The organism is Bacillus cereus group sp. BfR-BA-01310 (assembly GCF_022664325.1).
GTDB lineage: Bacteria > Bacillota > Bacilli > Bacillales > Bacillaceae_G > Bacillus_A > Bacillus_A paramycoides.
The window spans coordinates 149,845-172,502 of sequence record NZ_JAKUHD010000007.1 but is presented as its reverse complement, the minus strand read 5'-3'; the positions used below and the strand labels follow the sequence as shown (position 1 = coordinate 172,502).

The window sequence follows — 22,658 nt, the reverse complement described above, 5'->3', positions numbered from 1 at the left end:
CTTTACTTCCATATGTGTAAATGTAGCTTAAGATTTTCCAGTACTAATATCAGTAATACATATTTACCAGGATAATGAAGTTTTAATAATATCACATGATTCGGAACGGAGTAGTTATTATTTATTTGAAAAATGAATGATGATAAAAGAGATAGGACGTAAACGACCCTATAGGAGTGTTTACGTCCTATTTTTTTGTTTTTAATTCTGAATTATAATATATGTTATATGTGGAGTAAAACAATATTTTGAAGGGGAATGAGTTGATAAATTGCCAAGAATAAAAAAAATAGGGCATTTTTGTCCTGTGGATGTTGAAGGATTTATTATAAATGATGCACATGTTGATAAAATTCAGCCTGTGTTTTTGGAGGTAATACAAGAAATAAAGGATACTTGTTGTCAATTGTTGCGGGATGATTTGCATAGTGTTTATATTAGGGGTTCTATTCCAAGAGGGATTGGAATAGAAGGGGTTGCAGACATAGATATGATTATATTAGTTCGAAAGGACCCTAAAGCTATAAACCTAAGCTGGAGAAAGAAGTTAGAAGTCCAAATTGCAAAGCAGTTTAATTGTATATCAGGAGTGGAGTTAAGTTTTTATAGTGAAAAAGAAGTAACAAATTCAGAGTTTTTTTCTTTTGTAGGCTTTATGATCCAGACACATAGTGTATGTATATTTGGTAAAGACGTAAAAGCATATTTACCTAAATATAAAGTAAGTCAGGAGATAGCGTATGAACATCTCATTCATTTACAGAAACAAATTGAACAAGCACACGAAGAGTTAATTCATAATAAGGACGTAGATGATATAGAGGATTGCTGTCGCTGGATTATGAAGATAGTAGTCAGAGCAGGTCTAGCATTAACAATTGATAGAGAAGGGCTTTATTCCAGGGACTTATATCCAGCATATAAGTTATTTAGTAAACATTTTCCCGAGCAAGAAAAGAATATGAGGAAGGCATTACAATATGTAATTGAGCCTATAAAAGATATAGAAGAAATTTCATCGTTTTTAGATACGCTTGGTGATTGGTTAATAGAAAGAGCGGAGGATTATTTGAATAATATACGATTTTAATGATTCATAATTTTATTATGTAAACAAAAGGTATTTAAGTAAAGAAGAGAGGCGAGGGATTTGGATTTTTATATTGTAGATGTCTTCTCACAAGGTAAGTATACAGGAAATCAACTTGCAGTATTTATGGATGGTCATCAAATTTCTAGTGAGGAAATGCAGTCAATAGCAAAAGAAATGAATTTTGCAGAAACAGCTTTTATCATATCTGGTAAGAGAAGAGATAATGGGTATGATGTACGTATTTTTACACCTAATGAAGAAATTCCTTATGCCGGCCATCCAGCTTTAGGAACAGCATTTGTATTACGAAAAGAAATTCTTCAACTTACTACAATGAAAAGTGTGATATTACATTTTCAAGGTGGCTCTGCCGAAGTCATATTTCATAATGACGACGGTGTGTTATGGATGAATCAAAATGAACCTAATTTTGGATCGGAAATTGATAAGGATATTATAGCTAACGTATTAAATATTAATGTTTCTAATATAGACTGTCGTTATCCAGTTCAAGAGGTATCAACTGGTTTACCTGTAATTGTTGTGCCATTAAAATCGTTAGCAGCAGTAAAAGAAGTAAATATAAACAAAGAAAAGTATTTTCATTTAATAGAGAATCTAGCGGCGAAAGGCATCATGGTATTTACTTCTGAAACGTATGAGGAAATAAATGATCTTAATGTTCGTGATTTTGCAGATTATTATGGTATACCAGAAGATGCAGCAACTGGAAGTTCGAACGGTTGTTTAGCAGCGTATCTTCTAAAATATCGTTATTTTGGAACAGAAAAAATAAATATGCGTGTTGAACAAGGATATGAGATAAATAGGCCTTCTTTAATACATATACAAGCTGAAGTAGTAGAGAGTAAAACTAATGTTCGTGTAGGTGGAAAAGTAGAAAGTATTGCAAGTGGGAAATGGATTGTATCATAAGGGGGATTAGAAATGTTACTAAAAACAATATTTTGCAAGGTGGAAGAAGAGAAAAGGGAAATGTTTTCGGAGGCGCAAGAAAAATGGCGTGATTTGCAGCATTTAGATGGATTTCATGGACAATTTGGTGGGTGGAATGAAGATGAGGCGTGTGTATATACTTTATGGGAAGATAGAAATGCATATCAATCGTTCATGAATGATGCTCATGATACAATTTTTCTAAATAGTAATCAAGAAGGTACATATATTTCCTGCAATATTGAGATGTTTCAAACGTTGTATGATATAACAGAAACGCCTTTGAAAGATGTAATTACACAAGGATCATTTGTAAGAGTTGCAATTTGTGATGTGAAAGAAGGGAAAGAGAAGCATTTTTCATTTATACAAGAAACAATTTGGAATAAAGGAATGGAAAATGCAAATGGAATGTTAGGTGGAGTAGTTGGAAAGTCTTTAAAAAATGAAAATCGTTACATAGTGCTAACTTATTGGAAAAATGAAATGGCGCATCAAAATTATGTGGAAGAGATTTTTCCTGAGTTATATAAATTAGCTAACACTCATGAAGATATAGAAGAGATAAAAGGAAAACAAGTGGTTTGTAAGGAAGAATGGCTTGTATATTAAGTGCGCAAAAAGTGCATAAATGAATGTATAATAAAGATATTTTCTTATAAACAAGAAATTAATAGAAGACGTCATATACCCTTTCATGTTAATATATTTAAGTTAAAATAGGAGGCTTACCCTTTTGTATTGTACGGTAGAAGCAGTGTGAGCTTGAAATTTTTTATGAAAAGGATGTGCCTAACTTGCGTATCAATAAATTTATTAGTGAAGCTGGAAAAGCGTCTCGACGTGGAGCAGATAAGTTAATTAATGAGAGAAGAGTAATTATTAACGGTAAGGTTGCAAAAATTGGAGACCAAGTAAATCCAGGTGATGATGTACGAGTAAATGGAGAGCAACTTCGTATTGCTCGAGACCATGTGTATATCGCTTTAAATAAACCAGTAGGTATTACATGTACAAGTGAAAAAGCAGTAAAAGGTAATATTATCGATTTAGTGAATCATCCTTTACGAATTAGTCACATTGGACGTCTCGATAAAGACTCAGACGGTTTAATTTTGTTGACGAATGATGGTGATATTGTTAATGAAATTTTACGTGCTGAAAACAAACATGAGAAAGAATATATCGTTTCAGTAGATAAGCCGATTACACCTGAGTTTTTAGAGAAAATGGCAGCGGGTGTTAAAATTTTAGGAACAAAAACGCTTCCTTGTGAGATCACACAGTTATCAAAATATGAGTTCAAAATTATTTTAACACAAGGGCTGAATCGTCAAATTCGCCGTATGTGTGAAGCTTTAGGTTATCAAGTATACACGTTAAAACGTACGAGAATTATGAATATAGAGTTGAATAATTTACCAGTTGGACAGTGGAGAGATTTAACGAAAAAAGAGAAAAAACGCCTATTTTCAGACTTAAATTACGAACCACAAGATTGGTAAAATTGAGAAGTGACACCAAAATTTTTTTGGTGTCACTTTTTTAAGTTAAATAAATAATATTATTTAACACTTGCAAAAATAAAATGAATAAGATATATTAAATAACAATTAATGGATGGACTTTTAAAAGCAAAGAAAAGGACACGAGTTATTTTAACCGGTTATACAGAGAAGGAAGGAAAGCTGAGAACTTCCTAACGCAGAAAAATAACTTACCACCTTAGAGCTGCACTGGGGAAATCAAGTATCTAGTGCCGTGTAAGCGACGTTATCGCAAAAGAAGCCATTATGTTTTTTGTGATGGGAATCTGGGTGGAACCACGGATATAAGCATATTCGTCCCTATATTTAGGGATGAATATGCTTTTTTGCATTCAATTTCATAATAAGCGAAGAAAAGGACACGAGTTATTTTAACCGGTTATACAGAGAAGGAAGGAAAGCTGAGAACTTCCTAACGCAGAAAAATAACTTACCACCTTAGAGCTGCACTGGGGAAATCAAGTATCTAGTGCCGTGTAAACGACGTTACCGTAAAAGAAGCCATTGTATTTTTACGATGGGAATCTGGGTGGAACCACGGGTATAAGCACGCTCGTCCCTATTTTAGGGATGAGTGTGCTTTTTATTATGAAATGGAGAGATGAAAAATGAAAGAACAGATGATTGAAATTAAATTTCCAGATGGTAGTGTTAAAGAATTTGTGAAAGGAATTACTTTAGAAGAAATTGCAGGCTCGATTAGCAGTAGTTTAAAAAAGAAAGCAGTCGCAGGAAAAGTTAATGATAAGCCTTTTGATTTATGTCGAAACATTGAAGAAAATGCGAAAGTTGAAATCATTACTATGGATTCAGATGAAGGGGTGAAAATTGCAAGACACTCTGCGGCACATATATTAGCGCAAGCTGTAAAAAGAATTTATGGTAATGTAAACCTTGGAGTAGGGCCTGTTATTGAAAATGGATTTTATTATGATATGGATCTTCCAAGTAGTGTAAACGTAGAAGATTTACCGAAAATCGAAAAAGAAATGAAAAATATTATAAATGAAAATGTAAAGATAGAACGAGTTGAGGTCTCTCGAGAAGAAGCAAAAAATTTATTTCAACAAATGAACGATCACTTGAAATTAGAGCTTTTAGAAGCAATTCCTAATGAGGAAAGTGTAACACTATATAAACAAGGTGAATTTGTAGATTTATGTAGAGGACCACATTTACCATCTACAGGTTATTTGAAAGCATTCCAATTAACTCACGTTTCAGGTGCATATTGGCGAGGGGATAGTAACAATCAAGTGCTTCAACGTATATATGGTGTTGCATTTGCTTCTCAAAAAGAATTAGAAGAGTATTTGCATTTTGTTGAGGAGGCTGCGAAGAGAAATCATCGAAAATTAGGTAGTGAACTTGAATTGTTTATGTTTTCTGAAGAGGCTCCGGGAATGCCGTTTTATTTACCGAAAGGGCAGATTATTCGAAATGAGTTAGAATCGTTTCTAAGAGAAATTCAAAAAGAGTATGATTACCAAGAAGTGCGTACTCCCTTTATGATGAACCAAGAATTATGGGAGAAGTCAGGGCACTGGGGACATTACAAAGACAATATGTATTTCTCAGAAGTAGATCATAAAAGTTTTGCATTAAAACCGATGAACTGCCCAGGGCATATGCTTATGTTTAAAAATAAATTGCATTCTTATCGCGAATTACCGATACGCATGTGTGAGTTCGGTCAAGTACATCGACATGAATTTAGTGGCGCTTTAAACGGATTATTAAGAGTTCGTACTTTCTGCCAAGATGATGCTCATTTATTTGTAACACCAGAACAAATTGAAGATGAAATTAAATCAGTTCTGGCGCAAATTGATTACGTCTACAAAACTTTCGGGTTCGAATATGAAGTAGAGCTTTCTACTCGTCCAGAAGATTCAATGGGAGACGATAAATTGTGGGAGCAAGCAGAAGCAGCATTAGAAAATGTATTACAATCATTAAATTATAAATATAGACTAAATGAAGGTGACGGTGCATTTTACGGACCGAAAATTGATTTCCATATTAAAGATGCTTTAAATAGAAGTCATCAATGCGGAACAGTCCAACTAGATTTCCAAATGCCAGAGAAATTTGATTTAAATTATATTGATGAGAATAATGAAAAGAGAAGACCAGTTGTCATTCATCGAGCAGTTTTAGGATCTTTAGACCGCTTTTTAGCAATATTAATTGAGCACTTTGGGGGCGCGTTCCCGGCATGGGTGGCACCAGTTCAGGTGAAAGTAATTCCAGTTTCAAATGCAGTCCATGTACAATATGCAAATGAGGTTGCAGATAAATTAGCTCAAGCTGGTATTCGTGTTGAACGAGATATGCGAGAAGAAAAATTAGGATATAAAATAAGAGAAGCGCAAATGCAAAAAGTTCCTTATGTTCTTGTTATTGGGGATAAGGAAATGGAAAACAAAGCTGTAAATGTGAGAAAATATGGTGAGGAGAAGTCAGAAATTGTTGCACTAGATGTATTTGTGGAAAGTATGAAAAAGGAAATAAAAAATAGAAAATAGAATTGATAAGAAAACACACCATTATAAAGTGGTGTGTTTTCTTTTTTACCTTACAAAAATGTAAGGTAAATGTAAGAGAAATCGAATGAACGAGTTTTAGAAAAGTGAGAAGATGAAGTAGGAAAAAGGTTCATGCTACTTATGTATCTCTTTGTGTTTGAAAAGTTAAAAAATTCTTAAGGATTTACATGAGAAAAAGATAAGAAATATATGAGAAATTAATATTATACAAAAGGGATGGAGTGAAAGAGATGTCAACAAATGTAGTTACTGTAGAAAGTGTAGAAAAAACGTATGGAAAAAGGAATGAGAATCAGTCAAAAGCGTTAAGGGGTGTATCGTTAAGTATTAAAGAAGGAGAATTTGTCGGGATTATGGGTCCTTCTGGATCTGGAAAAACGACATTACTTAATGTGATTAGTACACTTGATCAAGCGACAGGTGGTAGCGTTACAATAGCTGGCACAAATATTACTTCTATGAAGGGGAATGCATTATCGGATTTTCGCTCTCAAAAATTAGGGTTTATCTTTCAAGATTTTAACTTACTAGAAAACTTATCAATTTATGAAAATATCGCTTTACCACTTTCTCTGCAAGGCGTACCGTCAAGTGAGATTACTGGAAAAGTAAATGAGGTTGCAAAGAAATTAGGGATTACTGAAATATTAACAAAATATCCGACTGCTGTTTCTGGAGGGCAAAAGCAAAGGACAGCGGCAGCACGTGCTTTAGTACATAATCCAGCAATTGTATTAGCAGATGAACCGACCGGCGCACTTGATAGTAAAAATGCAAAAAGTTTATTAGAGGCAATGCAAGATTTACATGAAAATCACAATGTAAGTATTTTAATGGTTACACATGATGCGTTTAGTGCGAGTTATTGTGAGCGTATTTTATTTATTCAAGATGGTCTTCTATATAAAGAGTTAAAGCGTCAAGGAACACGAGAAAATTTCTATCAAGACATTTTAGGTGTGCTTGCTCATATGGGCTCAGCTGCTGAGTCTAAGTAAGGGGGCAAGACTATGTTATTCAAATTATCACGTCATAGTATGAAAAAGATGTTAAAAGATTATATGGTTTTACTTATTGGTCTAGTCATTAGTATTAGTATATTTTACATGTTCCAAACGATGGCAATGAATAGTGAATTTACAAAAGATAATAGTCTCATTAGTAGTATTAGGCTCGTCTTCTGGGTTGGTGCAATATTACTTTCTTTCATTACAGTTTTTTACATCATATATGCCAATTCTTTTTTACTTACATTAAGAAGAAAAGAACTCGGTATGTATATGATGCTTGGAGCTAAAAAGAAAAAAGTAGCGCAATTATTATTTGTTGAAACTTTTGGTATGGGTATTGTCAGTATTATTATCGGTATTCTAGTAGGAATAGTACTTGCTAGTGTAGCGGGGAATTTTCTAATGAACGGAATGGAAATTTCAGCAAAAGGTAATTATGCATCTGTATACACACCAGCTATATTAGTTACATCTATTTTCTTCTTAATATTATTTTTCATTACTGGTTTAATGAATAGTTTCCGATTATTACGTAAAACAGAATTAGAGTTAATACGTGAAGATGAAACGCAAGATGAAGTGAAGAAGAGTAAAACCCGTATTGTTATTATGACAGTATTAGGTGTATTACTAGTAAGCACAGGATATTATTTTATGGTGAATATAAGAAAATTTGCTGAGCTAGGCTTTATAATAGCGACAATCGTTACGACATTAGGAACATATTTCATTTTCAGCTCATTACTCCCACTTTTTGTGATGAAAGTTAAGGGGAATAAAAAACGAAATGAAACTGGTTTAAATAGTTTTACATATGCACAGCTACGATTTCGAGTAACTAGTTTATCGAGAGTACTAGGCACGGTTGCGATGTTAATTGCATTAGGTGCAGGGGCAATGACGGCAGGTATGGCGTTTCAAAAAAATGTCGGCATTATGACAGACTTCTCACGTGTATATGATGTCGTAATTCATGATCCAAATGAACAAGATAAAGCTGCATTAAAAGAAATGGAAATTGTTGAAGAAAGCAAGTACAAGTATAAAGTAGATGGAGAAGCGGTTTATTATTTACGTAACGACTTAACTGCGAAACCACCACTTGTTTCCGACCACTTTGATACAAAAACTTTAAAAGAGCCTGTTCGTAAACGTGTGGCTGAGCCTTTAACAGAACCTGTATATACTGCTTTGGAAGCTCCTGAAGTAGCGGATAAGCTTCCTCGTATGCCAAGAGATTGGGAAGATGCGATTGTAAGAGAGATACAAATTACACATAATCAATTTAACGGAAAACCTGTAAGAATTGCAGATGAAGAGCATTATAAAGGAATTCAAGGAACGGAACATAGTGTAACATTAGCAAAAGTAGACGATATGAAAAAATATAAACCTTTATTAATAGAAATAGACAAGAGACAAAAAGAACAAATTGAAAAGACAACAGGTACAAAAGTAGACTTATTTACGAAAATGACAATTTATCAATTTATGAACAGTTTCATGAGCGGGACAATGTTTATGGGATTCTTCCTTGGAATTGCCTTTTTAGCAATGATGGCAAGCTCCCTTATGTTCAAAATATTAACAGGTGCTTCTCGTGATGTACGACGTTATGAAATGTTACGAAAAATCGGTGTGAGACGTAGTATGTTAACAAAAAGTATATATAAAGAGATTTCATATTTATTTATCTTCCCAGCGATCATTGGAATTTCCCACGTGTTAGTAGGTCTTAACTTATTTAGCTTTATATTAGTTGACCCGTTTGTAAAAGTATGGATGCCAATAGGAATCTTTTTAGTAATTTATTTCATTTATTATTGGATTACTGTCCAACTTTATAAAGGTATGGTAATGCCGAAAGAAGAGGTAGCGAAATAGTTTAATAAAAGAGTCCTTGTTATGAAAACAAGGGCTTTTTTATGTGTGTTTATATAAAGACGTGTACGTGAGATGTTATCAAGCTCTAATGATTTAAATCCACGGGTGATATTGAATATTCGGAAAATATTAAGGGTTATTGTAGTAAAAAGTTAAGAAGTGTATGGGAAATTAATAATGTACAAAAAGATTGGGATGAAATAAATAGTTAGAATAATTAGCGAAAAGGTTTAGAGATTTTAGATAAATATCAACTCCAGCTTCGTGAAGCGAAGAGAAATGCAAAGACTCTTGTATTAATGAACAAGGGTCTTTTTTTAGGTTGTTTTTTATAAAGAAGGAAAAGATTGGATAATGGTCGAAAAAATATAATATGACTTCCGAGAAATGACTAAAATAATAATATTTTGTCGAGAGAAAGGATATTACGTATGAAAGAAATGCTACAGTTATTTCGCAACAAAATTTATGTACGCTTTTTTCTAGCAAATATTTTAGAGCGAATCGGTTCTATGATTGCTGGAATATCTTTAATGTTTTATTTGTTAGATCAATACGGAAAACAGCCAGTTTACGCAACGACGACGCAAATTATGATTGCATTACCTGCACTAATCTTTTTTCTATTAGTAGGGACAGTAGTGGATAGATTTGATAGACAACGTATTTGTACGGTAAGTAATATATGTTGTTCTCTCTGTAATATTGGAATTCTAATTTCGCTTTATTACGGGATGATTATACTTGTCTTTATATTTTTATTTTTGGAAAATGCATGTATTCAATTTTTCTCCCCATCTGAGCAGGCTATGATTCAGGGAGTAGTAGAATCAGATCAATACGGTGCAGCAGCAGGTATTAATCAAATGGTAACTAGTTTGTATGCTTTATTTGGTGTAGGAATTGCAACAATGGTATATTGGACATTTGGAATTTATGGGAGCATTTTAGTTAATACATTCACCTTTATTGCGAGTGGTATTTTAATTCAAACAATTTCAATTCCAGAAAGTGTTCGTTTGCCGAATGGTAGAACAAAATGGAAAGAAGTTAGCTTGAAGATGTTAATTACAGAGTTTAAAGAAGGTATCAAGTATATATATCAAAATGAAACTTTAAAAAAACTACTTTTAGGGTTTATCGTATTTGGATTATTAAATGGTATTTTAAGCGTATCCTCTACTTACATATTAAAATACAAATTAGCTCCAGAAACGTATGAAAGTTTAGCAATGGTTGGTGGAGTAGTTGGAGGGATCTCATTACTAATCGGAAGTGTAGTAGCAACGAGTATAGGTAAGAAATATGCACCAAAATCTATTATTGTTTTTGGGATGGCCGGCTCAGGAGTTTTCTTCGGTATGTGCTACTTTGTAAATCACGTATGGTCTTTTTATGTATGTATAGCTTTTGCGACTTTCTTTTTACCGTTTATTAATATTGCATTATCGGGCTGGATGTATAAAATTGTAGAAGAGTCATTTATGGGGCGCGTTCAAAGTTTACTTAGCCCATTAACGACCGGATTCCAACTGTTATCTCTTGGCGCAATAGCAATGTTGTTTCCGAAATGGATTGGTGCAGATACATTGTATATTATTTTATTTGGTTTATTATTATTTGTTACGTGTTTATATCAAGCTATTTTACCTAATGGGAAAAAGCGAGTGCAGGATGTAACTGAAGAGATGTAATATATCTGGTTTTTTATTTCTGAATATTCTATCAAGAAATCAAGGGGTAATAGTTATGTTGATGCGAATTGTTAGATGGTGTGGGATTACTTGTTTACAGTTATTTGCTGCAATTTTGTGTATACTCTGCCTAGGTGCACTCCCTCGTTTATTTAAAGGATTGCAAATTGATTTAATCGGTTTTGGGAACACGATTGTGTTTCTTGGAGGGAAGTTACTTCAACCGGGTGAAATTACATTTGGATTTCGAGACTCAAGAAAATTATTTCCACAAATTTGGATTCATTATACTGAAACGATGATCGTATTTCTCTCAGCTTTTTTACTGTCTTTGCTTATAGCATATGTACTTGTCGTTTGGGTATTGCAGCGTTCTCATATGAAGCAGAAAGTGTGGAATGGGGTTTTTCTTACTCTTGAAAGTATACCGGATATTTTACTTATTTTATTATCGCAACTTCTTGTCGTAATTGTTTTTCAAAAAACAGGACTTATGCCAATAAAACTTGCTGGAATAGGAGAAGAGAGAGTACGGTTGTTACCCATTATATGTCTTACGATACCAACAACGTTACTATTTATAAAACTATTGTTATTACGATTTAGAGAAGAAATGGAAAAAGATTATAGTATATTTGCGAAGAGTAAAGGGCTAAGTTTACGACATATTTTAACACATCATATTTCAAGAAATGTCTTGTTAACAACAATCTATTATGCAAAAACAAATATTTTATTCATGTTATCAAATTTATATATTATTGAATGGATATTTAATACGTACGGCATGTTTGTTTTTGTAAAAGAAAATTCAAAGTTAGAAATATTTACAGTAAGTTTAATAATATTATACGTACCGCTTTTTATACTATTTCGTTTATTACATACGTTCTTACAAAATGTTATAAAGGAGCGTGTGTAATATGTGGCAAGTTGTAAAAAAAGATGTGAGATTTTGGCTAGGTATTACTTTTTTAAGCGCACTTATGATTGTTAGTATTGGGAATACGTTGTTTTTCGATGGGAATATTCGTGAACTTACGATGATGTATAACGAAAAAGGAGAACTAGAGGCAGCTCCGTTTTCACCATCGAGTAAATTTTGGTTCGGTAGTGATGCGAAAGGACGCGACCTTGTCCAGTTAATAATAGAAGGAGCGAAATGGACAGTCGGTGCAAGTATCGTTATCGCATTTTTACGTGTGGCAATTGGTGGAGTTATTGGCTTATTACTAGGAATGTACAGTAAAAGATCATTTCCAGTTATTTCATCTTTTTTTGATCCTTTTAGTATTGTACCAATGGTTATGATTTCCTATTTTATGTTAAATGAAGTTTTAACGTTTGATAGTGGAGAAGAAGTTGTGCCGTTGTATTTGCGAGTGGCATTTCAAATTATAGTTCTTGCATGTCTTGCTGTACCAACAGTTATGTTGTATATAGCGCAAGAAGTAAAACGTATTAAGAAAGAAGAATTTATATTGGCAGCCACTGTGCTCGGTGGAAGTAAGTGGCAGAGGTTGAAGCGCCATATATGGCCGCATATGTTACCATCATTTCTTTTATTAGTAGCCCAACAATTTGTGAGTACGTTATTACTTCTCTTACACCTTGGTTTGTTGCAATTATTTTTTGGTGGAACAATAACCTTCAGTGGAATGGATCCAGATAGTGTAACGAAAGAATGGACAGGCTTAATTGGTCAAAATTTCCGTCACTTAACTACACATACATGGATTGTACTTATACCAATCGCCTTCTATAGTATGACAATCTTGTCAGGAAATCTTATTAGTAATAGTATGCAAGATGCGATTAAGCTAGGAAATGTTAGAAGAGCGAATCGGAAGAAGGAAGAAGTGAAAGTAGAGAAACAAATACAACCTACTGTGAATGATTTTTCTTTCTATAGAGAGGTACAAAAATAAAGAAAGATAGCTGAAGACAAATTGTTTTCAGCTATCTTTCTTTTATATTTTAAAGTGGTGGTAGATCAATCTTACCTTCTTCAAATAATTCTTTTATCATATGTTTCGTATAACCGGCCGCTTGACCAAATGTGATTTTTGCTGGCATTGGTGCTTCATTTACATCTACTACTACATCAATAATACACGGTTTATTTTGTTTTACTGCGTTTTCAAAAGCAGGGAGTAGTTCATCTAAATTCTCAACTCGATATCCAATTCCACCGCAAGCCTCTGCGTATTTAGCGAAATCAGGATTCGTTAAGTCTGTGCCGAATTCGATATTACCCATAACTTCTTGTTCGAATTTAATCATGGCGATCTTATTATTGTTTAATACGATGACAACGATTGGCAGTTTATATTTAACAGCTGTTACAAAGTCGTTCATTGTCATTCCAAACCCGCCGTCACCACAAACTGCAAACACTTGTTTATCCGGGAAAGCAATTTTTCCAGCAAGTGCACCAGGTAAGCCACAACCAAGTGTGGCAAGCCAGCTAGAAATGATAAATTGCTGGTTTGTCATACGGAAGTGCCTTGCTGTCCACACTGTTACATTTCCGACATCGACAGATAAGATTGCATCATCTTCTGCTACTTTCTGCAGAGCATGCATAACTCGCTGTGGTTTAATTGGGGTCGAAGAATCTTCTTCTTGATTGTGTAATTTTTCTTCCCACTTTTTCATCATTTCTTGGTGGTGTTCTAAGAACGAATGGTCTTCATGATTTTCTACATTTGCAATTAACCATTTTAATGTCTTATCAGCATCACCAGCTAATCCGATATCTGTCGCATAACGTTTCCCGATTTGAGCAGGGTCTGTATCAATATGAAGTGTTTTTGCTTTTTCGGGTAAGAACCCAGTGAACGGATAAGAAGTCCCAACCATAATTAAAGTATCCGCATGTTTCATTGCTTCATATGAAGGTTTCGTTCCGATTAACCCTAATCCGCCAATACAAAGAGGGTGTTCATCAGGGATGATTCCTTTAGCGGGTAATGTAAGTACGATTGGAGCACCGATATGTTCAGCAAATGCAAGTAAAGACTCTCTCGCATGTTTTGCGCCTTTACCAGCTAAAATAACAGGTTTTTTCGCTTCGTTTAATGCGTGTTTTGCTAAAGTTAAATCTTCATCTTGCGGAAATAATTCAGGTAATGTGAAAGAAGAGTTTGTAATACGTGCTCCATTTTTCACTTCGAATTTTGGGACATCATCTGGAATGGTAAGAACAGATACACCTTTTTTCGTATATGCCATTCGAATCGCTTGATTCACTACAGCGGGTAATTGTTCAGCGGACATAATTCGTTGATTATAAACCGCAACATCATCAAACATTCTTTCTAAGTTTACTTCTTGGAAAAATCCTGTTCCAAGTAAATCGCTTTCAACTTGTCCTGTAATTGCTAGTACAGGAGCTTGATCGAGTTTCGCATCATACAAACCATTGAGTAAATGGATTGCTCCAGGTCCAGCAATAGCCATACAAACGCCAAGTTTTCCCGTTAACTTCGCATAGGCTGCCGCTGCGAGTGCGCCAGCTTCCTCATGACGAACTTGAATGAATTTGATTTTATCTTGTTTTTTTCTTAAAGGCTCAATAATAGAGTTAATGGAATCTCCCGGCATACCATATATATGCTCTACACCCCAATCAATTAATAGGTCAACTAGTGCTTCACCGGCTGTTTTTCCAAACATAATCGTTCCTCCTTGTAATAGGTAGATACTATTATGTTTTGGAGAAAAAGGGAAAATATACAAATGATAAAACATATTTGTTTTAATGATGACCAGTAAAAAGGGCGAAGACTGTTATAAGTAAAAAGCCACTAATAGACCATGATAGAAACGCAAGGAAAGTTAACTGTTTTTTTGCTTTCCAAAGCATTTCATGAAGTGTGACATAACCTAGGGAACCAATTGCACTTCCCATAATCAGTCCTTGTAAAAGGGGAGCTTTCCCGTCCATCATAATGCCAAAAACAGTACCGGTACCTAGAATTAGGGAAAGTAATAAAGTAGTTAATAAAAATGAAATGTATTTATGCTTTGTAAAAAGAAATGGAATGATTAACGCTAATCCTTCTGGAATATGGTGAATAACAATCGCAAGTAAGAAAGGAATGGCAGAGTCATTATGATTTATAAAAGCTGTACCTAACGCAAAGCCACTCGGCATATTATGAATAAATATAGCGAAAGAAAGAAAAAGGAAGGTTTGCCATGCTTGTTGATCTTTTTTATGTATCATTGGATGATGGCAATAATTATCTAATAAACTCATAACTAATACTCCGATAGCAATCCCAAGTATAGGGCCAATTATTTCATAGCTTGAAAATGTTTCAGGAATAATTTCAAGCGATAATAATCCAAGTAAAATACCACCACATAATGCATATAAACGATGCATCTTTTCTTCAATTAGTTGACGTGTTGCAAATCCAACAGCGCCTCCTAATAATAACCCACCGAACGAAAAAAACGTAACGATCATTGGGATCCATAAACGTTCCATATTATCACACTCCGATTCTTCCACTTATTTTTAGCTTACGAAAAGGAAAGTTAGATTAGTCCAAGTAATTGTGTTTGATTATAGAGAAAAAACTAATAATTCGTTATAATTTATATATTAAATTTAAGTGGAAATATGAAATGGGGAATAAGTTTGCAAACTAAGTGGAGTCTATCAGAATATGAAAATCCAAAACGATATGATATAGAAAATAAAAGTTTGTCAGATTTTCCGTTTTTACTATCATGGGCACAAAAACTAAGTATACAAAATGAATGGATTCTAGATATTGCTTGTGGAACAGGAAGGGTTACAATTCCATTTATAGAAAGCGGATATCAAATGATTGGTGTAGATATACATGAAGGAATGCTTGCTGAAGCGAAGAGAAAATCTACGGAGTGTAAAAAAGTAAAATGGCTACAACAAGACTGCTTACAATTGAAGATTGAAGAAACGATTCCGTTAGCATTTATGGTTGGCCATGGATTCCAGCACTTTCTTATGAATACAGATCAAAATAAGTTATTAACATCTATTCATCATGTGTTAACTGAGAATGGTATATTCATATTCGATACACGATTTCCTTCAAAAGAAGAATTAATACAACCATCTACAGAAGAATATTGGACAACTATTAGTGATGAAAAGGGAAGAAAATGTGATTTATATACTGAAATGACATATGATTCAATTCAGCAATTACAGCACTACATAACAACAAGAAGGTTTTATAAGGATGATGTGCTAGTAGAGGAACTGAAAACAACGATTGATCTTCGCTATACGTATCCGCAGGAGTTAGAAAGATTACTAGTAGCGAATGGTTTTGAATTATTACATATATATAATGATTGGGAAGGAAATGAGTTAGGGGAAGATTGCAATTCTATGGTAGTAGTTTGCCGGAAGAAAAAATAGTGTTATTTTAAAAATATGAGTGTAAAAAGCTTTTAAGGAGAGAAAAAGATGTCTTGGTACTTAGATAATGTTTATGAATTAAATAAAGGAGCGCCATATACATTCTACCTTCCTAGCTCAGAAGTGTTGGAGAAATTAAAGGTTGGAGATTTGGTAAAGTTAATTTTTGTAACTAAAAATGAGGAAGAAGATGGGTTTAATGGTGAAAGAATGTGGGTGGAAATCACTGAAAGAAATAAGAAGAAGTTTGTAGGGAAACTCAACAATAATCCGTATCGTTTAGATTTAAAAATAGGTGATAAAATTTCATTTGGAATTGAAAATATATGTGATACGGAATATCACGATCCAGCTTCAAAAGATTGGGGTTTTTATTTTGATACGAAGGTAATTGTTAGTAATGATGTACTTGAAAAAAGAGAATTTAACTTTATGCTTAAAGAGGATTCAAGAGAAGAAGGTGACTCTGGTTGGTCAATATTAAGTGGCTATGAAAGTGATGACTTTGTAAATGATCCTAAAAACTTTCAAATTATTTCAGTTGGAGTCATATTGAATATAGATGATTCTATTTTAAAATTTCTTGAGGAACCAACTTTATGTGCATATGAAAGAAATGATGAAGGTAGATTCTATAAAATTGAAGACTATGATTGGGATGCTTATTTAAATGGATAGAAGAAGTGACTACGTTTTAAAGAAAGCAATATATATTATTTCGTGCTATGTGCTGGATGAAGGTTTTACAGATAATAATTCAAGAGCGTAGTAGTAAATGGAGGAAATAGTTATGCAGCAAATTAAAAAAATTGGACACTCATTTTGGTATATGACACCTGTTTCGGAGACGGATAGACCTATCTTAGGAATGGTTGTTGGAAAAGAAAAGACTTTGATGATAGATGCAGGTAATTCAGAAGCACATGCACAATTGTTTTTAGAAATGTTAAAAGAGAAAAATATCTCAAATCCTGATTTGGTAGCATTAACGCATTGGCACTGGGATCATATTTTTGGATTGCCTGTACTACAAAATGCATTGTCTATCGCACATTTTGAAACAAAAAAAGAGATGAACACAATTGTTTCTTATGAATGGACAGATGAGGCATTGGATGCACGAGTGAAGGAAGGTACAGAAATTGAATTTTGTGCAGATTGCATAAAAAAAGAGTTCAATGAACAACCGAGAGATATTGAAATTATTCCGCCGACCTTAACGTTCCAGAATCAACTTGAACTAGACCTTGGTGAAGTCACATGTGTGTTAAAACATGTGGGTGGAGATCATTCACATGACTCCGTTGTCATTTATATTAAAGAAGAAAAGATATTGTTTTTAGGAGACTGTATTTATGCAGATATTTTTTCTTCGAAGTGGAACTATACGACGAAACGAACGTTTAAATTGATACAAGAATTAGAGGGATTTGATGCCGAGACATATATTCTTTCACATGGGAAAGCTATAGCTCGAAATGAATTTTTGCAAGAAATTCGTTTATTAAAAACAGTAGGAACATATACGGAGATACATAAAGGTGATGTAGAGAAGATAAAGGCAGCGTATAAACAAGAACTAGATAGAGAATTAAATGAAGAGGAGTTAGAAACAATAACGTACTTTGTAAATGGTTATGAAATGGTTAATCTGTAAAACCTAACTCTAATTAAATTGATGCATATTCTGACCAAATACAATTTAACTACACAAAAAGAGTATTGGAAGTTAATTCAATACTCTTTTTAATAATTAAATATCTAGTCCCAACCAATTTCTAAATCTTTTTGCTGGCTCATCATCTGAATTTATACTACTTTCAGGACTGGTTGTGAAAGGTAACCACTGCCAATCCTCACATCCTACAAATGCTATCCTTGACCAATTCTCAATGAATTCAATGAAATTATTCGCAACTTTTTTTAGCTAATTCAGTAATATAATCGAAGAACACATCACGTTTTACATCATAAACGACATTTACTGGTCGTCCATTAGCAGTTTCCACTGTACGTCCTTGGCTGGATCCGGATATATGAACGATACTATTAATTGTTTGTGTTTTTGCAAGATCATTGTTTCCGACAAACGCAGTAGTTAATACATCCCACAAATAGTAGGTAGAGTTAGTTGAAAAGTGAACGAGAGGGGGGACCATCGCATAGCATTGACCAAGGAAGTCGACACCAATATATTTACGATCTTTTGCCCAGCGTTCACGTACGTCTATTGTTAGCGGAACTTGGTTTGTACTTTCTAGCGTCACTAAATCAATTTTTATTTTTGATCCCCATACATGAGCTACTGCTTCAGGATCCCAAAATGAATTCCATTCGGCTGTTCCATCGTGCTCAGGTTCATGCACATTGCCTGCAGTACGAAATGTACCCCCCATCCAAACTAGACGTTCAATTTTTTCTTCGATTACAGGTGCTTCATATAATGCACGGGCAAGGTCAGTTAGGGGCCCTGTAAATAATAAAGCTGTTTTTCCATCGGTTTGTAGAAGGGTCTCTATTATATGATGATGTGCAGGCTTAGCTGACGTGGGTGTTATCACTTTTCCAAACTCATTTAAAATTGGTAAAGCATCTACATAAAACGCATGCATCCGCCAGTCTTTTGGAAATGGATTTTTCCCACGAGAGTTTGATGCCGCTACCTCAATACTACTTTTACCAAAACGATCGATAATTTTACGACTTGCAGACATTGCTGGTTCTAAATAGCAATCTGCTGGTATAACAGAGACCCCGGTAAGTTCCACATTGTCCATCTGAAGTAATAAAAACAGTGAAACTAAATCATCTACACCACCATCATGATTGAAGTACACTTTTTTCATCATTGTAATCTCCGTCCTATAATATTTAGTCAAGAATTAAATACGAATTGGTGAAAAATCATCTATAATTTCCATCACTTCAATTTTTCCACTAATCAGTAGCTCAGGAAGTTCATTTCTAACATTTCCTTGCCAATACTCTCTAGCTTGTTCAATTTTTTGAGAAAAAGGAATACCATCTTCTTTCGGTAAAAGGTTTCCGTCACCTTCAAAAGAACTGCCGATTACTCGTAGTTTAACAATCTGCAAAACTTCTCGATTGTAAGAATCAAATAGCGCTTTCCATTTCAAAGCATCTTCATAGCTTTTGGCAGCATATAAGCAAGACAATCTTGAAGGGTATTCAGGATATTCTTGTAGTCTAACCATTTCTACAATGGTTTCTCTAACCGCTCTAATTGTTTGATCCATATAATCCATAACCACTTTAGCATTTTCAATATTTATATGTAATTCCTCATTGGTATAATGACTTTTTAAAATGTGAATGGAATCTTCACCATTAGAATTTAATTGTTCTCTTTCAAAAAAGAAGTGATATAGGGTATTAGTTTGATTTTTGTTAAAGTTAATGATTTGTCCGAGGTTCATTTTTTTTCTAGTAACAATGTGATAAACGTACAATTCATTCTCTCTCATAATCTTCCTCCTAGCGTTTTTTCATATACCTAAACGGAAATTATAGAATTATTTTATAAAAAGCTTTACGGATTGCCGTTTCTCTAGGGTCATCAAACATTTGCATACCAACCCGTGTCATTGCATATGAAAAACCAACTCGATTTATTGGATCAGCAAAACATAAAGAGCCACCTGCCCCTGGATGACCAAAGCATGAAGAATTTCCATAATTAGAACCGGTTGTTAACGGCTTGAAAAATCCTAATGAAAATGCCGTGTCGACGGTTTGGACAACATCACGCCAGCCATTTTTCGTTTGGATAGGTGGTTTGGACAATTCATCTAATGTATGTGGGATTATTTCTAAGTGAGGACTACCATTAGCAAATTCGCTATATATTTTGGCCATATCACGTACTACCCCAATACCATTTCCAGATGGGGATTCTACTTCTCGTAATTCTCTTCGGTTGAAATTATCATGAGCTAATAATCCTTTTGGATCTAACATACTACGTTTTGCTAATGATTTTGGATTCATAAATGCCCATAGTAAGCTTTTAGGAAAAGAGCTGAAGTTTTTAAATATATCAAATATAGATTGGATTCCTTTAATAGTCGCAATTCGTTCATCTGGAAGAGAAGAGGGGATGCCAATATACATTTCGGCATGCAAGGGCCCTGAAATTTCTTCATTGAAAAATTGAGTAAGATTTCTTCCTTTTGGATCTACATGACGAATTAACTCACTTATAAACCAGCCTATTGTCCAAGTATGATAACCATGTTTTGTACCAGGTTCCCAAGCTGGCTTCATAGTTTCTAAATGCGGGGCAACGTTTTTTGTATCAAAGTCACTAAGTGTATGTAATGGTAATTCATTAATACAGCATAATCCCGCTGTATGTGCAAGTAACTGCCGGACTGTAATGTTTTCTTTTTCATTTCTTCCAAATTAATTCCAGTAAGTAGATACTTTTTCATCGTAATCTATATACCTTTTTGAATGAGCTAAAGCTAATGCAAGAGCAGCAAACCCTTTTGTCCCAGAAAATATGAGAACTGCTGTATCTTCTGTCCAAAATTCCTTAGTTTGGTGATCACGATAACCACCCCATAGATCAACAACACACTCACCATTGTAATAGATACAACATGCCGCCCCTAATTCTTCACGAGTTGTAAAATTTTCTATAAATGCATCCTTAACTTTTTCAAACCCAGGTTTGACGAAACCGTCAATATGAATGGTTTGTTCCATTATTTAATCTCCTTATTTTTAAGTATTGATATCGAAAAAATGTTATATGTAGTAATACAACATTGGGATATATAAAACCTTTATGAAAAATAAAGTTATTAAACATGAGAATTTTGAGTAGAAAAGGGGAGATGTCTGAAATCGCTTTGAGAACATTCACAAAATGTTCACTTACGAAGAGGTTTCTACTATCGATATAATGACAAAGACTTAAACAGAAAGGATTATATAAATTTGTTTTGTATGCCGTTGTGAAAAATTAAAATTTTTAAAGGATAATGTATGTGTAGAAAGAATATATTTAACAAGAATATACGTTCGGCGTTATTGTTAGCCCCATACTGTAAAGGGAGCGAATACAATGGATAATAAATTAATACGGATAGGAACTACATACTTACCTGTAATTGATACGGTTAATGCATCAAAATGGTATGTAGAAAAGTTGGGTGCGGAGTTAAGCTATCAGGATTCAGTCAAAGCGATTATTAATCTAGCAAATATAAGTGTTTTTTTAGTGAAATCAAAAGAGAATCAAAGCTCGAATTTTTATGATATTAATGGTGAGGAACGATTTTCAATTACATTTGAAGTGGATGGATTAGATGCTTTACATGCATTGCATCTTGATTTTATTAAAAAAGGGATAAAAGTTGGTGAGATTGAAAATAGAGGTCATGTAGGTAGAAACTTTGTTTTTTATGATTTGGATGGTAATAAATTTGATGTATGGAGCGAGTTGAGTTCAAAATTTAAGAATAAACAAGGTATCTAGTCGTTAGAAGAATAATAAATATAGTAAAAAATGTTGTTTCTACATAAGTTAGCAATTAGCTTAGTTGAAAAATAAGTAAAAAAGACCTCGTAAAAGTGAGGTCTTTTTTGTATACGATATAATATATAAGCTATAGATTGATCATTTTCCAAATCGCAAATGAACAAACTTCAACATCTTTATTAAATTTACAATCCGCATCATTATACGTGTACTACCATCCCAATTTTTTTTTGTAGGTATATCTTTAAAGAAGGGGGAGCAGCTTAATACTTTTATATTAGAAGACCACTTTTCTATTGCCTTCGGATTATTGACATGAAAATGCATCATAGCACCGTTATTACCAGATTTTTTTACAGTAGCATTGGAAAGCTTTAGAGCAAACTTTGATTCCGCATCGAAATATAACTCTCCTTCAGGAAAACGCTTTGCCATAGCGACAATGATTTTTTTTAGTTCCTCTTCTTTAAAGTAATAAAAAACACCTGCGGATATAAAAAGGATTCCGTCCTTTGGATCATACTTTACATCGTCGAACCAAGAAGTATTAAAAAATGATTTAGCGATGCTTATATTTCGTGGTGAATCATCAATTAATGTTTTACGAAAAGAGATTGCATCGGGCAAATCAAGGTTATACCAATGTATTGTACCGTTATCAACTCTTGAAAATGTAGTATCTAGTCCAGCACCGATATTTACAATAGTAGCATTCGGATGTTTACTAATAAATTGTTTTATAGTATCATCAATTTTTCGTGCACGGGCAATGTAAGTTATGCATCCGTATTCACCAAAGGTGTCAGCTATTTTAGAGAAATCAAAATCGCAATCTTTAATAATTCGAATAGCCTCCATATCATCTAAAATATCTTTATTTTTTTCACTTCCGTTCGCTCGTCCCCAAAGTGGAATAAGCATAGTACCTTGGACTGAATGTAAGTCTATTTCTTTAATCATGAAACATCCTCCGTTTAATAATAAACAATAAATTAT

19 protein-coding genes, 2 pseudogenes and 2 other annotated features are annotated in these 22,658 nt (G+C 33.8%); of the genes and pseudogenes, 14 read left to right on the top strand and 7 right to left on the bottom strand.

The annotated features are described in order from the left end of the window. Window positions 1-271 precede the first annotated feature (271 nt). The 10 genes from MR109_RS16530 (at window position 272) to MR109_RS16485 (ending at window position 12,662) form a co-directional block, all read left to right on the top strand. Window positions 272-1,090: a nucleotidyltransferase gene (locus MR109_RS16530; RefSeq protein ID WP_242273117.1), complete on the top strand. Its 819-nt coding sequence runs from the start codon at window positions 272-274 to the stop codon at window positions 1,088-1,090. A gap of 60 nt (window positions 1,091-1,150) precedes the next feature. Next, window positions 1,151-2,029, top strand: coding sequence for a PhzF family phenazine biosynthesis protein (locus tag MR109_RS16525; RefSeq protein WP_242273114.1), 879 nt, complete (start codon window positions 1,151-1,153; stop codon window positions 2,027-2,029). Between the two features lie 12 nt (window positions 2,030-2,041). Then, entirely contained in the window at window positions 2,042-2,662 is a 621-nt protein-coding gene (locus tag MR109_RS16520) for a DUF4937 domain-containing protein (protein WP_025150720.1), read from the top strand. A 185-nt stretch (window positions 2,663-2,847) separates the two neighbouring features. Then, window positions 2,848-3,555: a 23S rRNA pseudouridine(2604) synthase RluF gene (gene rluF / locus MR109_RS16515; protein WP_025150719.1), complete on the top strand. Its 708-nt coding sequence runs from the start codon at window positions 2,848-2,850 to the stop codon at window positions 3,553-3,555. A 123-nt stretch (window positions 3,556-3,678) separates the two neighbouring features. Continuing rightward, window positions 3,679-3,902, top strand: a binding site (T-box leader). A gap of 36 nt (window positions 3,903-3,938) precedes the next feature. After that, window positions 3,939-4,161 (top strand) — a binding site (T-box leader). A 44-nt stretch (window positions 4,162-4,205) separates the two neighbouring features. Beyond that, window positions 4,206-6,125 carry a threonine--tRNA ligase gene (thrS, locus tag MR109_RS16510; protein ID WP_242273111.1) on the top strand — a complete coding sequence of 640 codons (1,920 nt, stop codon included), beginning with the start codon at window positions 4,206-4,208 and terminating at the stop codon, window positions 6,123-6,125. A 251-nt stretch (window positions 6,126-6,376) separates the two neighbouring features. Continuing rightward, window positions 6,377-7,144, top strand: a complete 768-nt coding sequence (locus tag MR109_RS16505) for an ABC transporter ATP-binding protein (protein WP_000106429.1) — start codon at window positions 6,377-6,379, stop codon at window positions 7,142-7,144. 12 nt (window positions 7,145-7,156) lie between these two features. Then, the gene (locus MR109_RS16500; RefSeq protein ID WP_242273109.1) at window positions 7,157-9,040 is read left to right on the top strand and encodes an ABC transporter permease; all 1,884 of its coding nucleotides are present in this window, start codon (window positions 7,157-7,159) and stop codon (window positions 9,038-9,040) included. 431 nt (window positions 9,041-9,471) lie between these two features. Beyond that, window positions 9,472-10,734: an MFS transporter gene (locus tag MR109_RS16495; RefSeq protein WP_242273106.1), complete on the top strand. Its 1,263-nt coding sequence runs from the start codon at window positions 9,472-9,474 to the stop codon at window positions 10,732-10,734. 55 nt (window positions 10,735-10,789) lie between these two features. Continuing rightward, window positions 10,790-11,656, top strand: a complete 867-nt coding sequence (locus tag MR109_RS16490) for an ABC transporter permease subunit (RefSeq protein ID WP_242273104.1) — start codon at window positions 10,790-10,792, stop codon at window positions 11,654-11,656. A 1-nt stretch (window position 11,657) separates the two neighbouring features. Beyond that, entirely contained in the window at window positions 11,658-12,662 is a 1,005-nt protein-coding gene (locus tag MR109_RS16485) for an ABC transporter permease (protein ID WP_002171908.1), read from the top strand. A 49-nt stretch (window positions 12,663-12,711) separates the two neighbouring features. Here the strand turns inward: MR109_RS16485 and MR109_RS16480 are convergent, their stop codons facing one another. Together MR109_RS16480 and MR109_RS16475 are read right to left on the bottom strand one after the other, a co-directional pair. Further along, window positions 12,712-14,412, bottom strand: a complete 1,701-nt coding sequence (locus MR109_RS16480) for a pyruvate oxidase (protein WP_242273102.1) — start codon at window positions 14,410-14,412, stop codon at window positions 12,712-12,714. Window positions 14,413-14,494: 82 nt separating this feature from the next. Continuing rightward, entirely contained in the window at window positions 14,495-15,232 is a 738-nt protein-coding gene (locus MR109_RS16475; RefSeq protein WP_242273100.1) for a ZIP family metal transporter, read from the bottom strand. 135 nt (window positions 15,233-15,367) lie between these two features. On the opposite strand from MR109_RS16475, the gene MR109_RS16470 reads away from it, so the two are divergent. The 3 genes from MR109_RS16470 to MR109_RS16460 all read left to right on the top strand — a co-directional run bounded on the left by MR109_RS16470 (window position 15,368) and on the right by MR109_RS16460 (window position 17,813). Next, window positions 15,368-16,156, top strand: a complete 789-nt coding sequence (locus MR109_RS16470) for a class I SAM-dependent methyltransferase (protein ID WP_242273098.1) — start codon at window positions 15,368-15,370, stop codon at window positions 16,154-16,156. Window positions 16,157-16,204: 48 nt separating this feature from the next. Beyond that, on the top strand, window positions 16,205-16,834 hold the full coding sequence (locus MR109_RS16465) for an immunity protein Imm33 domain-containing protein (protein WP_242273097.1): 630 nt from the start codon (window positions 16,205-16,207) through the stop codon (window positions 16,832-16,834). Window positions 16,835-16,946: 112 nt separating this feature from the next. Beyond that, window positions 16,947-17,813 carry an MBL fold metallo-hydrolase gene (locus MR109_RS16460; protein WP_242273095.1) on the top strand — a complete coding sequence of 289 codons (867 nt, stop codon included), beginning with the start codon at window positions 16,947-16,949 and terminating at the stop codon, window positions 17,811-17,813. Window positions 17,814-17,909: 96 nt separating this feature from the next. Here MR109_RS16460 and MR109_RS30225 read toward each other — a convergent pair. The 4 genes and pseudogenes from MR109_RS30225 to MR109_RS16445 form a co-directional block, all read right to left on the bottom strand. Then, window positions 17,910-18,077: pseudogene (locus MR109_RS30225) on the bottom strand (SMI1/KNR4 family protein); the annotation flags it as partial. Continuing rightward, on the bottom strand, window positions 18,064-19,005 hold the full coding sequence (locus MR109_RS16455) for a nucleoside hydrolase (RefSeq protein WP_242273094.1): 942 nt from the start codon (window positions 19,003-19,005) through the stop codon (window positions 18,064-18,066). The gene MR109_RS16455 and the pseudogene MR109_RS30225, both read right to left, overlap by 14 nt. A gap of 33 nt (window positions 19,006-19,038) precedes the next feature. Beyond that, the gene (locus tag MR109_RS16450; protein WP_242273091.1) at window positions 19,039-19,641 is read right to left on the bottom strand and encodes a DUF2441 domain-containing protein; all 603 of its coding nucleotides are present in this window, start codon (window positions 19,639-19,641) and stop codon (window positions 19,039-19,041) included. Window positions 19,642-19,681: 40 nt separating this feature from the next. Beyond that, window positions 19,682-20,884: pseudogene (locus MR109_RS16445) on the bottom strand (serine hydrolase domain-containing protein). Window positions 20,885-21,245: 361 nt separating this feature from the next. On the opposite strand from MR109_RS16445, the gene MR109_RS16440 reads away from it, so the two are divergent. Further along, window positions 21,246-21,659 (top strand): VOC family protein, encoded by a 414-nt coding sequence (locus MR109_RS16440; protein WP_242273089.1) that lies wholly within the window; start codon window positions 21,246-21,248, stop codon window positions 21,657-21,659. A 141-nt stretch (window positions 21,660-21,800) separates the two neighbouring features. On the opposite strand, the gene MR109_RS16435 is transcribed toward MR109_RS16440, so the two are convergent. Then, window positions 21,801-22,622, bottom strand: coding sequence for a class I SAM-dependent methyltransferase (locus MR109_RS16435; RefSeq protein WP_242273087.1), 822 nt, complete (start codon window positions 22,620-22,622; stop codon window positions 21,801-21,803). Between the last annotated feature and the right edge of the window lie 36 nt (window positions 22,623-22,658).

What these genes read in the sequence shown, in the direction of transcription:
- MR109_RS16485 (WP_002171908.1), top strand. Translation starts at nt 11,658, where the DNA reads ATGTGGCAAGTTGTAAAAAAAGATGTGAGATTTTGGCTAGGTATTACT.
- MR109_RS16465 (WP_242273097.1), top strand. Translation starts at nt 16,205, where the DNA reads ATGTCTTGGTACTTAGATAATGTTTATGAATTAAATAAAGGAGCGCCA.
- MR109_RS16480 (WP_242273102.1), bottom strand. Translation starts at nt 14,412, where the DNA reads ATGTTTGGAAAAACAGCCGGTGAAGCACTAGTTGACCTATTAATTGAT.
- MR109_RS16520 (WP_025150720.1), top strand. Translation starts at nt 2,042, where the DNA reads ATGTTACTAAAAACAATATTTTGCAAGGTGGAAGAAGAGAAAAGGGAA.
- MR109_RS16500 (WP_242273109.1), top strand. Translation starts at nt 7,157, where the DNA reads ATGTTATTCAAATTATCACGTCATAGTATGAAAAAGATGTTAAAAGAT.
- MR109_RS16475 (WP_242273100.1), bottom strand. Translation starts at nt 15,232, where the DNA reads ATGGAACGTTTATGGATCCCAATGATCGTTACGTTTTTTTCGTTCGGT.
- MR109_RS16460 (WP_242273095.1), top strand. Translation starts at nt 16,947, where the DNA reads ATGCAGCAAATTAAAAAAATTGGACACTCATTTTGGTATATGACACCT.
- MR109_RS16450 (WP_242273091.1), bottom strand. Translation starts at nt 19,641, where the DNA reads ATGAGAGAGAATGAATTGTACGTTTATCACATTGTTACTAGAAAAAAA.
- MR109_RS16505 (WP_000106429.1), top strand. Translation starts at nt 6,377, where the DNA reads ATGTCAACAAATGTAGTTACTGTAGAAAGTGTAGAAAAAACGTATGGA.
- MR109_RS16495 (WP_242273106.1), top strand. Translation starts at nt 9,472, where the DNA reads ATGAAAGAAATGCTACAGTTATTTCGCAACAAAATTTATGTACGCTTT.
- MR109_RS16470 (WP_242273098.1), top strand. Translation starts at nt 15,368, where the DNA reads ATGAAATGGGGAATAAGTTTGCAAACTAAGTGGAGTCTATCAGAATAT.
- thrS (WP_242273111.1), top strand. Translation starts at nt 4,206, where the DNA reads ATGAAAGAACAGATGATTGAAATTAAATTTCCAGATGGTAGTGTTAAA.
- MR109_RS16455 (WP_242273094.1), bottom strand. Translation starts at nt 19,005, where the DNA reads ATGATGAAAAAAGTGTACTTCAATCATGATGGTGGTGTAGATGATTTA.
- MR109_RS16440 (WP_242273089.1), top strand. Translation starts at nt 21,246, where the DNA reads ATGGATAATAAATTAATACGGATAGGAACTACATACTTACCTGTAATT.
- MR109_RS16435 (WP_242273087.1), bottom strand. Translation starts at nt 22,622, where the DNA reads ATGATTAAAGAAATAGACTTACATTCAGTCCAAGGTACTATGCTTATT.
- MR109_RS16490 (WP_242273104.1), top strand. Translation starts at nt 10,790, where the DNA reads ATGTTGATGCGAATTGTTAGATGGTGTGGGATTACTTGTTTACAGTTA.